The organism is Asticcacaulis sp., assembly GCF_051956075.1.
Taxonomy (GTDB): Bacteria; Pseudomonadota; Alphaproteobacteria; order Caulobacterales; family Caulobacteraceae; genus Asticcacaulis.
In genome coordinates, this window is the sequence record NZ_JBQCGA010000002.1 from 26,958 (window position 1) to 39,807 (window position 12,850).

Annotated in this window: 10 protein-coding genes; 5 read left to right on the top strand and 5 right to left on the bottom strand. The window is 62.1% G+C overall.

Going from position 1 to position 12,850, the window contains the following annotated elements:
* Positions 1–138: 138 nt before the first annotated feature.
* Positions 139–921: a response regulator gene (locus ACTHLA_RS00460; protein WP_440184006.1), complete on the bottom strand. Its 783-nt coding sequence runs from the start codon at positions 919–921 to the stop codon at positions 139–141.
* A 199-nt stretch (positions 922–1,120) separates the two neighbouring features.
* On the opposite strand from ACTHLA_RS00460, the gene yaaA reads away from it, so the two are divergent.
* On the top strand, positions 1,121–1,888 hold the full coding sequence (gene yaaA, locus ACTHLA_RS00465; protein WP_440184008.1) for a peroxide stress protein YaaA: 768 nt from the start codon (positions 1,121–1,123) through the stop codon (positions 1,886–1,888).
* On the opposite strand, the gene ACTHLA_RS00470 is transcribed toward yaaA, so the two are convergent.
* Both ACTHLA_RS00470 and ACTHLA_RS00475 read right to left on the bottom strand, forming a co-directional pair.
* Entirely contained in the window at positions 1,885–2,802 is a 918-nt protein-coding gene (locus tag ACTHLA_RS00470) for an L-threonylcarbamoyladenylate synthase (protein WP_440184011.1), read from the bottom strand. The genes yaaA and ACTHLA_RS00470 overlap by 4 nt on opposite strands.
* Positions 2,795–4,060 carry a YceI family protein gene (locus ACTHLA_RS00475; protein WP_440184014.1) on the bottom strand — a complete coding sequence of 422 codons (1,266 nt, stop codon included), beginning with the start codon at positions 4,058–4,060 and terminating at the stop codon, positions 2,795–2,797. The genes ACTHLA_RS00470 and ACTHLA_RS00475 overlap by 8 nt, the downstream gene beginning before the upstream one ends.
* 176 nt (positions 4,061–4,236) lie before the next feature.
* On the opposite strand from ACTHLA_RS00475, the gene ACTHLA_RS00480 reads away from it, so the two are divergent.
* Positions 4,237–6,009 carry an acyl-CoA dehydrogenase gene (locus ACTHLA_RS00480; protein WP_440184017.1) on the top strand — a complete coding sequence of 591 codons (1,773 nt, stop codon included), beginning with the start codon at positions 4,237–4,239 and terminating at the stop codon, positions 6,007–6,009.
* On the opposite strand, the gene ACTHLA_RS00485 is transcribed toward ACTHLA_RS00480, so the two are convergent.
* Positions 6,006–6,818: a S1 family peptidase gene (locus ACTHLA_RS00485; RefSeq protein ID WP_440184020.1), complete on the bottom strand. Its 813-nt coding sequence runs from the start codon at positions 6,816–6,818 to the stop codon at positions 6,006–6,008. The two genes, ACTHLA_RS00480 and ACTHLA_RS00485, sit on opposite strands and share 4 nt — an antisense overlap.
* Before the next feature lie 150 nt (positions 6,819–6,968).
* On the opposite strand from ACTHLA_RS00485, the gene ACTHLA_RS00490 reads away from it, so the two are divergent.
* Complete coding sequence (locus ACTHLA_RS00490; RefSeq protein WP_440184022.1) at positions 6,969–9,095, top strand: S9 family peptidase; 2,127 nt, start codon at positions 6,969–6,971, stop codon at positions 9,093–9,095.
* On the top strand, positions 9,095–9,643 hold the full coding sequence (locus ACTHLA_RS00495) for an N-acetyltransferase family protein (protein WP_440184024.1): 549 nt from the start codon (positions 9,095–9,097) through the stop codon (positions 9,641–9,643). Before ACTHLA_RS00490 ends, ACTHLA_RS00495 begins: the two co-directional genes overlap by 1 nt.
* A 238-nt stretch (positions 9,644–9,881) precedes the next feature.
* Here the strand turns inward: ACTHLA_RS00495 and ACTHLA_RS00500 are convergent, their stop codons facing one another.
* Positions 9,882–11,696 (bottom strand): monovalent cation:proton antiporter-2 (CPA2) family protein, encoded by a 1,815-nt coding sequence (locus tag ACTHLA_RS00500; RefSeq protein ID WP_440184027.1) that lies wholly within the window; start codon positions 11,694–11,696, stop codon positions 9,882–9,884.
* Between the two features lie 140 nt (positions 11,697–11,836).
* On the opposite strand from ACTHLA_RS00500, the gene ACTHLA_RS00505 reads away from it, so the two are divergent.
* Positions 11,837–12,649, top strand: coding sequence for a glycoside hydrolase family 16 protein (locus tag ACTHLA_RS00505; protein ID WP_440184030.1), 813 nt, complete (start codon positions 11,837–11,839; stop codon positions 12,647–12,649).
* Positions 12,650–12,850 lie beyond the last annotated feature (201 nt).

Genomic DNA, 12,850 nt, shown 5'->3' on the forward strand with positions numbered 1-12,850 from the left:
AGTACGCTGCCCAGACCCATATGATCTCCCCAGACGACCACTAGCCTTAAAAAGACTATGTTACGCGAAGAGTGTTTAACAACTCGCCAATAGTCGCCGATTCAAGTAAAATGGTAATATTTTACATATGAAGAATCGTCAGGCCGCCGCCTTTTCTTCCAGCATGGCCTCGACCACGTAGTTCATATCGTCCGGCGTAAACGGTTTCGGCAACAGGGCGTCGGCGCCCATATATTTGGCGGCGGCCAGAGCCTGCGCCGTGTCAAGACGTTGCTCCGCGCCAGCCGACATCGCCACGACGGCCACTCTGGGCCAGGTCGATTTGATGATGCTGATACCTTCTATTCCGCCCATGCCCGGCATGAAGACATCGCTGAGGACGACATCGACGTGCGCGATATCGACGCGCTCGAACGCCTCCTCCATGCTGCGCGCCTCGCTGATGCGATAGCCTTTTTCGGCCAGGGCCCGCGTCGTCAGTTTGCGCACCACGCTGCAATCGTCAACGACCAGCACATGTTTGGGCAATTCCGGCGCGCGGCGCATACGCGCGACCTCGTCGAGAATCGGCGTCAGATTTTCCGGCGCAAACGGCTTGGGCAGCAGGAAATCCGCCTGGGCGCGACGCGCCATGGCCAGCGTCGCCTGCAAGGCCTGGCCGCCGGCGCCGCCCGCCGTCATGATGGCGATCGGCGTCTCGGGCGCCACGCAACGAAATTCCGCCATATGGGCCAGGGTGTTATCGCCGTCGATATACACATCCAGCAGCATCAGATCGACACTTGAGCTTCGCAGCAGATTTAAAACCGTCTTATGATCAAAACTCAGCAGCGCCGACCAGCCCAGTTGGTTCAGCATTTTGGAAATCAGTTGCGCCTGTACGCGACTGTCCTCAAGCACCAGTACGGAGCCTTTCGACATCGTCTTCTCCCCTATTCGTTCAACGCGGTCTTATGCCGATATGGCGCACAGGCCGTATCGAACCATCTTGGTTTTACGCGGTAAGCTACTGGGAAACAGAATGTCCGAAGGGCCAGGTCGATGGTTGCGTCAGGCGACGCGCGGCCCTATCTTTTCGCGGACTCGATGACCTTATAACGTAAACGTGTAGATTCCGTTCATGCTGACCCTGCTGTCGCCCGCCAAGTCTCTCGATCCTACGCCGCATGATGGCGGATTGCCGCCCACGGAGCCGCGTTTTGCGGACGCCACAGCAAAGCTGATCACGGCGATGAAAAAGAAATCGCCCAGACAGATCGCTGCGCTGATGGAGATTTCCGAAGCGCTCAGTCAGCTCAACTATGAACGCTATCAGGGGTTTGAGGCGCAGGAGCAGATGAGCGCCGCCTTTCTGTTCGACGGCGATGTCTATGACGGCTTGCAGGCGCGCACGCTCGACCGCGGCGCCCTCGCCTTTGCTCAGGATCATATCCGCATCCTGTCCGGTATTTATGGCGTGCTGCGTCCGCTCGACCTGATCCGGCCCTACCGGCTGGAAATGGGTACGGCGCTGAAAATCGGTCGCGCCTCGTCACTATACCAGTTCTGGGGCGAGTCGCTTGCTGACAGCCTGCGGGCGGAAGCCGCGGATGGCGTTTTACTCAATCTGGCCAGTCAGGAATACAGCAAGGCCGCGCTGACGAAAAAGCTCGGTCTGAAGGTCATCAGCCCGCGTTTTTTGGAAATCAAAGGCAATCAGGCGAAAATCGTCTCTTTCTTCGCCAAGAAGGCGCGCGGTCTGATGGCGCGCTATATTGTCGATCAACGTATAGATCGCCCGGAAGGCGTTAAGGATTTCAAGGTCGAAGGCTATGCGTTCCGCGCCGATCTGTCGCAGGACGGCGATTGGGTATTTACGCGCGCGCAGCCCGTGGCCAAGGCGGCCTAGCCGATATAGCCCGCCGCGCGCCGGATGCGATCATTGATGGCTTCGCCTATGCCCGTCACGGGAATGGGCGCAATGGCGATAAGCGGCGGCTTCAGGCGATCCGCCCGCCGCAAGGCGCTGAACAGGTTCGCCGCCGCTTCATGCAGGTTGGCGGTCGGACTCAGAGGAATGACGGTTCCCGCATAGTCGCTCGGCCCGAAAGACAGATAGACCGCGCCGTCGGATGGCTTTTCAACATTGATTTTCACCGGCGCGTCCGGCGCATAATGCAGGCTTAACCGCCCCGGCGAACGATGCCCCTCGGCTTCGTCATCCGCCAGCGAGCCGATAACTGCGGCAATCTGATCGCGCGTTACCGCCCCGGCGCGCAAGTAGCGCGCCTTTCCCAACAGGCTGACGACGGTGGATTCGACCCCGACCGTGCAGGCGCCGCCGTCTGGCGAGGCCGCGACGAAGTTTCCGGTTTCCTCAAATGCGTCGGGCTGGGTGGTCGGGCTAGGGCGACCGGAGCGGTTGGCGGACGGCGCCACCACGCCGAAATCGACCTGGCTGAGGACCGCGCGCGCCAGCGGATGCGACGGCATGCGCAGGGCGACGCTGTCCAGGCCCGCCCGCGCCAGATCGCTGACCAGGGCCTCGTCCCGCACCGGAACCACCAGCGTCAGCGGCCCCGGCCAGAAAGCCGCCGCCAAAGCCTTCGCCCGCCTATCGAACACGCCAATGCGCTCCGCCAACGCCAGATCGGCGATGTGAACGATCAGGGGATTGAAGCGTGGCCGCCCCTTGGCATCGAACACCTTAATGACAGCCTCGGCATCATCGGCGCGCGCGCCCAGCCCATAGACGGTCTCAGTCGGCAGATGAATCAATTGACCTGCCCGCAAAGCCGCCGCCGCGGCTTCCGCCTCAGCCATTCCGGCTCGCTTTCAGTGTAATAGCGACATGCACCTTGGCCGGCACGGCGTCGGTCTTGGCCCAGTCGCCGGTTCCCACGCCAAAGGCGGTGCGGTCGATGTCGGTCGCGCCTGAAACCTGCGCGGTCTTTCCCTTGATCGTCAGGGTGAAGGGCAGATCGCAGGGCTTGGTGACGCCGTGCAGGGTCAGCTTGCCATGCGCCACAAAATGGGTCGCGTCGCTCTGGCTGAATTTCGCCGCTTCAAACACGGCCTTGGGGAAGGAATCAACATTGAAAAAGGAATCGCTGCGCAAACTGGAATCGCGGTCGCCGTCGCCCGAGCCCACCGACGTCAGGTCGATGCTGACCTTGACATGGGAAACGTCCAGACGGGCCGGATCGAAAGCGATATTGGCCATGTAGGCGGAAAAGGCGCCATTGATCGCCTCGCCTGAAAAGGTGGTTGCAAAGGCGATCTTGCTGGCCGACTTATCGACGGTCCAGGTCGGCGCGGCGGTTGCGGCGGACGACGCCTCAGATGACGCGGCGACGGACGAAGACGGCGCGGCAGACGCCTCCGCCGACGGGGTCGCGCTTTCAGACGGTGCGCTGACTGGCGGCGGCGGCGCATGTTCGCCCCGCTCCCCGCCCTTCTCCGGTATGCCGCGATCCAGTCCATAACCAAAGCCGACCGCCAGGGCGATGACGCCAACGGGCACGATCCAGCGCCAGTTCAGCACGGGTTTCGGCGTCAGGCCGGGAACCATGTGCTCCATCACCTCATCCTTGTCGATGAAGTGATGCTTGAGCGCGGCCAGCACATGCAGCGGGACCATCAGATAGATGATCAGCTTGGCGATCAGGCCGTGCATGGCCTCGAACAGTTCGTGCGTGTCGTGGTTCTGCGGCACGGGCAGGTGCGGCCAATGCCAGATAAAGAAAGGAATGTCGCGCGCGCTGGTCGAGACCATCAGCCAGCCGGTCAGCGGCATGCCGATCATGACGACATAGAAGCCGACATGCAGGGCCTTGGCGGCCCACGCTTGCCACATGGGCATGGGCGGTTCCGGCGGCGCCTTGTGCATGAGACGCCAGGCCAGCCGCACAAAACTCAGCAGCAGGATCAGAATGCCGACGGACTTGTGCAGATTGACACGGCTTAGGCGCAGCGAATCATGATCGCCCAGCCGCCAGCCCAGAAAGATCATAAACAGGATCAGGCCCGCGATCAGCCAATGCAGGGCGATGGCGACATGATTATAGCTCTTACGGTCCATACGAGGCTCCTCTGTGCAAACCGGCATACACCAACCGGTCACGCGCGTCATGCGGATTTATATGTAACAGATATGATTTCATTTCAACCCGCCGAAAGTTGACGTTCACGTAAAATAACTTGCCAAATTCGTCGTCCAACGCCTACACTATCGACAAACATAACAGGGACTTGGACATGAGCTATCGGCCCAATCTTAAAGATCTTCGATTCTGCCTCGATCATGTGATCGGCATGGACGATCAGTATCAGAGCCGCGCCTTCCCCGACTTCGACGCCGATCTGCGCGACGCCATACTCGACGCGGCTGGCCAGTTGGCGGGCGATGTGCTGGCGCCGCTGAACCGCGTCGGCGATCTGCATGGCGCCAGGCTGGAGGAAGACCGCGTCGTCATCGCGCCTGGCTTTCTCGACGCGATCAAAACCTATGCCGACGGCGGCTGGTATGGTCTGGCGGCTGAGCCGGAACATGGCGGACAGGGTATGCCGAAAATGCTCGAACAGGCCTGTTTCAGCCTGTTCCACGCCGCCAACATGGCCTTCACCCTGCTGCCGACCCTGAGCCAGGCCGCCATCGACGCCTTGCAGGTTCACGGAACGCAGGCGCAGCAGGCGCTCTATCTGCCCAAGCTGATCTCCGGTGAATGGCTCGGCACCATGAACCTGACCGAGCCCGGCGCCGGCTCCGATCTGGCGGCGCTGAAAACCAGGGCCGAGCGCAACCCGGACGGCTCCTACCGCATTACCGGCCAGAAGATTTTCATCACCTGGGGCGAACACGACGGCGCGGACAATATTCTGCATCTGGTGCTGGCGCGCCTGCCCGACGCGCCAAAGGGCACGCGCGGCATTTCACTGTTCCTGTGCCCGAAATTCAAGGTGAGCGCCGACGGCGCTTTGGGCGAGCGCAATGGCGTCCACTGCGTCGGCCTTGAACACAAGATGGGCATCCACGCCTCTCCGACCTGCGTGATGGCCTATGAGGACGCGCACGCCGAGCTGGTCGGCGTCGAAAACGGCGGACTGGCGGCCATGTTCACCATGATGAACGCCGCGCGTCTGGCGGTCGGATTTGAAGGCGTCGGTCTGGCCGACGCCGCCTTACAGAAGGCGCAAACCTATGCACAGGAGCGCCGTCAGGGACGCTCCGTCATCACCGGCGAAGACTATGCGCCGATCAAGGACCATCCTGACGTGCGCCTGATGCTGGGCCTGATGCAGGCGAAAACCGAAGCCGCGCGCGCCATCTGCATGGCGACCGCAGCGGCGACCGACGCCGTGCGTCTGACGGCGGACGAGGCCGTGCGCCAGCGCCATAAGCGACGCGAGGACTTTCTGGTGCCGATCGCCAAGGCCTGGAGCACCGACCGCGCGGTCGAGGTCGCCTCAATGGGCGTGCAGGTTCATGGCGGCATGGGCTTCATTGAAGAAACCGGGGCCGCGCAATATTATCGCGACGCCCGCATCGCCCCGATCTACGAAGGCACGAACGGCATTCAGGCGGGCGATCTGGTCGGGCGCAAGCTGGGCAGCGATGGGCTGGCGGCCAGAGAGCTGGCGTCGGACATTTCAGACTTCATGCAAAACAAAGCATTACAGGCCGCTTTTCAGACCGAACTTACGCAACTGCAAACCGCGCTCGACGCCTTCACCGCCGCCAGCGAGCATCTGCTGAAGCAGAAGGCCGAAGCGCCGCTCGATGTCGCCGCCGCGGCCACGACCTATCTGACCCTTGCTGGCGATCTGGTCGGCGGCTGGCTGCTCCTGAAGGGCGCGCTTAAAGCCGGCGCCATGATCGAGACCGGCGACGCCGATGGCGCGTGGCTCAAGCAGCGCATCGCCATCATGCGTCTGTTCTTCGCGCATACGCTCAGCCATGCGTCCGCGCATCTGGCGGCGATCCGAAGCGGCTATGGCGTTTTAGGCGAACTTGACGTCAATCCGGCCTAGTTGCCGGTCATATCGCCGCTCGTTCCCGGCGTTTTCATCGGCGCGGGCGGCGCGGGCACGGTCGCGCCCGACCGCGGCGCCTGACCGCTGAGTTGGGCCTTCAGCATCAGATCTATGGTTTCGCGCACGAAGACCGCGTCAGTGACGACGCCCAGCTCAAGACGCTGGTTATCGTCCTCAACCTGCTTGATCAGCACCCCCGCGATCAGAGGGTGCGCTCCGGCGCGACTGAGGTAAACCGGCCCGCCGGAATTGCCCGGCACCGCCGTCAGATCAATCAGGAAGGTCGGATAGCGCGTCGAAGGCGACAAAGGATAGGAGGCCAGACGCCCCGCGCGCAGGATCGGGAAACCGGCGATATTGGCCGACAGACCGTGCGGATAGCCGAGCGTCATCATCTCATCGCCCGGATCAATATGCTGGACGGTGAAGCTCACATCGTCCGCCAGCCATGCGTCCGGAACGGCCGCCTCGCGAAAGCCGTCAGGCAGTTCGACCGGAATAACGGCGATGTCCTGACTGGGATGCTGATACCACAGAGGGCCGCTGGTCGAGCGAATGGTCAGAAATTCCGGCGTATAGACCCAATCGCCCTTGGCGTTCATCACGCGCCAGCCAAGCCGCACCTGCTGCGCCGGCATTTTTTCAAAGACGTGCGCGGCGGTGACCAGAACGACTTCGACGCCGCCGCCCGGCTTTGGCGTCGACACCAGAAATCCGGTGCCGACCATGCGCTTGGCCTCGTTGATTGGCTGGTCGATCTGCACCGTCGCCTTGATCATCGCGACGCTTGGGTCCACATCCAGCACGCCCGCCCCTCCTGGATTAACAGTCTGTTCAAAAGCCCTCTCGACATTTGACGCCATTTCCGCAAAGGGTCAATGCTGCGTCCATTCCGGGGCGCACGCGCCGCGCCACTCTGGCGCCGACGCCACAGGTTTCGCCTATCAGGAAGCATTATGAGTCTGCCCCAACCGCCGTCGCCGCCGCGCAAGCCGTTTCGCATCGAACAACTGGGCCGCGTGCGCGAAGACGCCTATCACTGGATGAAGGACGATAACTGGCAGACGGTCCTGCGCGACCCGTCGAAAATCCGCGCCGACGTCAAGGCGGCGCTCGATCTTGAAAACGCCTACAGCGCCGCCGTGCTGGCCGGGACGCAAGAGCTGCAAAAGCAGATTTTCGAGGAGATGAAGGGCCGCATCAAGGAGGACGACGCCTCGACGCCTGCCAAGGACGGCCCATGGGAATATTACAGCCGCTACGAAAGCGGCGCGCAGCATCCGATTCTCGCCCGCCGCCCCTATATCGCCCGCGCTTTCACAGATCCGATCCCGCCAGTCGAAGCGACCCCGGCTGACGAGCAGATTCTGCTCGATGAAGCCAAACGCGCCGAAGGCCACGATTATTTCGAAACATCGGCGGCGCAGCACAGTCCCGACCACAGGCTGTTCGCCTGGGGTGAAGATACGCAAGGCTCGGAATATTACACCGTCTATGTGCGCGATCTGGAGACCGGCGATATCCTACCCGATCCGATTGAGGCCTGCGAAGGCGGCTTCTGTTTTTCGCCGGACTCGCAGTGGATTTTCTGGACCTGGCGCGATGAGAATTCCCGCCCGGCGAAGATTTACCGACGCCCGGCGCGCGGCGGCGCTGACGCGCTGGTCTATACCGAAGAGGACGAAGGCTTTTTCCTGCACGTCGGCGTGCTGAGTTCCGAAGCCTTCATCGCCATCGGGACCGGCAATCACGAGACGTCGGAAACCTGGCTGATCCCCGCCGATCGGCCCGAAAGCGCGCCGGTGCGCGTCGCGGCGCGCGAGGACGGCGTGCAGTACGATATCGACCACTGGAGCGACCGTTTCGTCATTCGCACCAATGCCGACGGCGCCGTCGATTTCAAGCTGATGCTGTCCGAGGCCTCGCATCCGACGCGCGACACCTGGCGCGATCTCGTTCCGCACCGCCCCGGCATTTACCTGACCGGCTTCGACCTGTCGGCGCGACACATGATCCGCATCGAGCGCGAAAACGCCAATACGCGCATTGTCGTAACGCGCAAGGCCGATATGGATGAGCATGTCATCGCGGTCGATGAGGAGGTCTACAGCCTTGGCGGCGGCGGCGGTTATGAATATGACAGCCCGATCCTGCGCTACGCCTATACCTCCCCCACCACGCCCGCCCAGACCTTCGACTACGATATGGAGACGCGTCAGCGGGCCTTGCGCAAGACGCAGATCATCCCGTCCGGCCACAATCCGGCGGATTATGTCGCCCGCCGCCTCTACGCCACGGCCCCGGACGGCGCGCAGGTTCCGGTCAGCGTGCTGATGAAGGCCGAGACGCCGCTTGATGGCTCAGCGCCGCTGCTGCTCTACGGCTACGGCTCGTACGGCATGCCGATGGACCCCGGCTTCTCGATCCGCAGCCTGAGCCTGGTCAATCGCGGCTGGGTCTACGCCATCGCCCATGTACGCGGCGGGACAGAAAAGGGCTACGGTTGGTTTCTTGAGGGACGAAAGTTCAAAAAGGAGAACACCTTCCGTGACTTCATCGCCTGTGCTGAGACCTTGTGCGAAGCGGGCTACAGCCGTCCTGGCCGCATGGTCGCCTATGGCGGATCGGCAGGCGGCATGTTGATGGGCGCGGTGGCCAATATGCGCGCGGACCTGTGGGCGGGCGTGATCGGCGCCGTGCCGTTCGTCGATGTGCTGAACACGATGAGCGACGCCAGCCTGCCTCTGACGCCGCCGGAATGGCCGGAATGGGGCAATCCGCTGGAGGACGAAAAGGCCTATGACTACATCGCCAGCTACAGCCCCTACGACAATATCACGAAGCAGTCCTACCCGCCCGTGCTGGCCACCGGAGGCCTGAGCGACACGCGCGTCACCTATTGGGAGCCGATGAAGTGGATCGCCAAACTGCGCGAAGCCTCAACCTCGGACGCGCCCATGCTGCTGAAGATCAATATGGAGGCGGGCCACGGTGGCGCGTCAGGCCGTTTTGATTTCCTTAAGGAAATTGCCTTTGATTACGCCTTCGCCATCTGGGCGCAAGACCGACAACGGGGCGGATAATGACAGAGATCAGGGCGGCGACGGAAAGCGACTTCGCGACGATTACGCAGATTTACGCGCACAATGTGCTGCACGGCACAGGCACGTTCGCTCTGGAACCGCCGTCGCAGGATGAGATGCTGGCGCGGTTTCGTCAGATCGAAACCATGCGCCTGCCCTATCTGGTCGCCGTCGAGAATGACGAGGTGATCGGCTTCGCCTATGCTTCGCCGTTCCGCGACCGGCCAGGTTATAAGTATGGCGTCGAGGACAGCATCTATATCGCCCCCGGCTATCCCGGACGCGGCCTCGGCAAGGCCCTGCTGACGCGCCTGATCGAGCTGTGTACGGAGCGCGGCCTCTACACCATGATCGCGGTGATCGGCGACGCGGAAAACGGCGCCTCGGTCGGCGTGCATCGCGCCTGCGGCTTTGAACAGACCGGAATTCTGCCGCGCGCAGGTTACAAATTCGGACGCTGGCTCGACGTGGTGTTCATGACCCGCGACCTCCTGCCCTATACGCCGAAGCCACAGGGCGACGGTTGGGCGTCGCCCAGCGTGACATAACGTCGTTCACCAAAAATCAGCAAATTTGCGGCAGGATAATGGCGTCGTCATTTCAGTGTGCGTCCACCATGTATCTGCGTCCCCAACCCCATCGCGCCAGCCTGTTCGGCCTGTTCAGCTTCGTCGGTCTGATTGTTTGCGGAATCGTCATCGCTGCGCATATCTAGCGACAACACAAGAACTTAGAGCCCGAAAATATCTGGCCGAGACGAATCCTGATGGCAATCGGCCTCTTTCCTTACGCGCCCTCTTGGGTGCCCTCTTGGGCGTCCTCGCGCAGGATGGTTTCCAGTTCTTCGCGCGACAGCTTGGCGAAGCTGATCATGTCGGGCTCGCTTTCGAAGAACTCGAACGATTTGCGCAAAGTGGCGATGTCGTGTTCGAGGAATTTGCGCGCGCGGCGTTCGATGGTCTGGCGATTGTGGCCGAGCGCAATCATCGCTTCGCGCGCCAGGGCCAGTGAGGCGTCCAGCGTCTCGCGGTGGTAATAGTCCGCCCCCGCCCGGTCGAGATCGAAAGCGTGACGGCGGTTGCGCGCCCGGGCGAAGATTTTTAAACTGGGCCAGCCTTCACGCGCCTGCCGCACGATGTCGATGGCGGCGTCGGGATCGTCCACGGCCACCACCAGCATCCGCGCCTCGTCTATGCCCGCCGAACGCAGCAGGTCCATGCGCGTCGCATCGCCGAAATAGGCCTTGAAACCGAAGCGTCCGACCGCCTCGACCTGATCGGGATTCTTCTCCAGCACGGTGACGCTCACCCCCTGCGACAGCATGAAGCGCCCGACGATCTGCCCCACCCGCCCGAAGCCGCAGATGATGACCGGGTTGTGCGCGTCGATCTCGTCATAATCGCGTCTCGGCAACCGACTCATGAATTTAGGCACGATGAAGCGGGCGTAAACACCGCTCAGCAACGGCGTCATGGCGATGGACAGCGCCACCAGCAGGGTCAGGAATTTCTGCGTCTCAGGATCAATCAGTTTCAGCCCGCCGATCAGTTGCAACAGCACGAAGGCGAACTCGCCGCCCTGCGACAGGCCGAAGGCCAGCCCCAGCGCCAGCGGCGTGTCCAGCCCGAAACGCTCGCCCAGCAGCCACAGCACCACCGCCTTGACCAACATCAGCGCGATCACCGCGCCGATCAGGCCCAGCGGGTGCTGCACAAAGACATGGAAATCCATGCCCATCCCGACCGAGATGAAGAACAGGCCCAGCAGCAGGCCCTTGAACGGTTCGATATCGGTTTCAATCGTGCGCTTATACTGCGAGTTGGCCAGAACCACGCCGGCGATAAAGGCGCCCAGCGACGGCGACACGCCCACCAGCTCCATCAGCAGGGTTACGCCGATCACCAGAGCCAGCGAGGCGGCGGTGAAGACTTCACGCAGGTTCGCGCGCGCGATCAACTGGAACAGGTAGCGCGAGCCATAGCGCCCGATCAGGATGACCAGCGCGATCACCGCCAGAACCGCGACCGGCTGTAACCACACCGGCCAGTGCGCGATCAGGCTCTCGCTGGACGCAGCCGGTGCGCCGCTCATGGCTAAGAGGGGGATCACGATCAGCACCGGGATCATCGACATGTCCTGAAACAAAAGGATGGCGAACGAGGTCTCGCCGACCAGCGAGTGGGTCAGATTGCGCTCCTGCAAGGACTGCATGACCAGCGCCGTCGAGGACATGGCCAGGGCCAGACCGACCGCCAGAGACGGGCGCCAGCCGTGATGCAGCAAAAGCCCGACGCACATCAGGGCGGCGGCGGAGACGGCGACCTGCAACCCGCCCAGACCGACAATCTGTCGCCGCAGCCGCCATAACACGGCGGGCTCCAGCTCCATCCCGATCAGGAACATCATCATCACCACGCCGAACTCGGCGAAATGCATGACCTTGTCCGCCTGCCCGATCAGGCCGAGCGCAAACGGCCCGATCAGAATGCCCGCCAGCAGATAACCCAGCACCGAGCCCAGCCGGAAACGCTGCGCCAACGGCACGACCACCGAGCCCGCGAGCAGAAAGACGAAAATATTAAGAAGGAGTTTGAAATCCACAGCCGCCCCGCCGTTGAGGAAGGCCCAATGTAGGCGCTGGCTGAACGGTGGCAAGAGGCGAAATCACGCGCAACGCGACGTGCTTGCCACGCGGCGGCAAAACTGACAGTTTCAACGGCAAAATCATGGGAGAGACGCTTATGAAATCGCTCTTGCTGACCGGCGCGTTGACGCTCGTAGCATGTGCGGGACTGGCCCATGCCGAAGTCCCTGAAGGCTACCATCTGGTCTGGTCGGACGAATTCGCCAAAGACGGCGCACCCGATCCGGCGAAGTGGCGTTATGAGACCCAGCGCAACAAGCAAGGCTGGTGGAATGACGAGTTGCAATACTATGCGGCGAATCGCTACGAAAACGCCCGCGTCGAAAATGGCGACCTGATCATCGAAGCCCGGCGCGAAAAGCTGCCCCATGCCCGTGACTATGGCGGGCAGAATTACACATCGGCGCGGTTGACGACCAACGGCGTGGCGAAATGGACCTACGGTTTCTTCGATGTGCGCGCCAAGCTGCCCTGCGGCGTTGGGCAATGGCCCGCCATCTGGCTGCTCGGCGGCTGGCATTGGCCGCAGCAGGGCGAGATCGACATCATGGAAGAGGTCGGCTTCCAGCCCACCACCATCTATGGCACGGTGCATTCGCCGCATACGGTCGAGGATAAGGTCCATCAGGGCGGCCATGTCGAGGTCGCCGATCTGTGTAGCGCCTACCATAATTATCAGGCCGAATGGACGCCGGACCACATCACCTTTCTGGTCGATAACCAGCCTTATTACACCTACGACAAGCCCGCCGACGCCAATGCGCGTAACTGGCCGTTCGATCAGCCGGAATATCTGATCCTCAACATCGCCATTGGGGGCGCCTGGGGCGGTCAGCACGGCGTCGATGACAGCGCCCTGCCCGCGCGCATGTCGGTCGATTATGTCCGCGTCTATCAGAAAGCGCAGTAAAGGCCTTGTGCTGCGCGCCGTTCTCCGCCAAAACCCGCCGCGACACGCGCGAGAATTTCCATGTCTGACGTCAATGATCTGATCCGAACACGGCTGACCCCGTTCCCCAAGCGCCATTTTCTCGGCGCGCAGGATCTCGATCCGCCTGACATTCTGGCCTTGCTGGACCTGGCCGACGTCTTCGTCGATCTCAACCGCCAG

Coding starts and splice junctions, on each gene's coding strand:
- ACTHLA_RS00460 (WP_440184006.1), bottom strand. CDS start 921: ATGTCGAAAGGCTCCGTACTGGTGCTTGAGGACAGTCGCGTACAGGCG.
- yaaA (WP_440184008.1), top strand. CDS start 1,121: ATGCTGACCCTGCTGTCGCCCGCCAAGTCTCTCGATCCTACGCCGCAT.
- ACTHLA_RS00470 (WP_440184011.1), bottom strand. CDS start 2,802: ATGGCTGAGGCGGAAGCCGCGGCGGCGGCTTTGCGGGCAGGTCAATTG.
- ACTHLA_RS00475 (WP_440184014.1), bottom strand. CDS start 4,060: ATGGACCGTAAGAGCTATAATCATGTCGCCATCGCCCTGCATTGGCTG.
- ACTHLA_RS00480 (WP_440184017.1), top strand. CDS start 4,237: ATGAGCTATCGGCCCAATCTTAAAGATCTTCGATTCTGCCTCGATCAT.
- ACTHLA_RS00490 (WP_440184022.1), top strand. CDS start 6,969: ATGAGTCTGCCCCAACCGCCGTCGCCGCCGCGCAAGCCGTTTCGCATC.
- ACTHLA_RS00495 (WP_440184024.1), top strand. CDS start 9,095: ATGACAGAGATCAGGGCGGCGACGGAAAGCGACTTCGCGACGATTACG.
- ACTHLA_RS00505 (WP_440184030.1), top strand. CDS start 11,837: ATGAAATCGCTCTTGCTGACCGGCGCGTTGACGCTCGTAGCATGTGCG.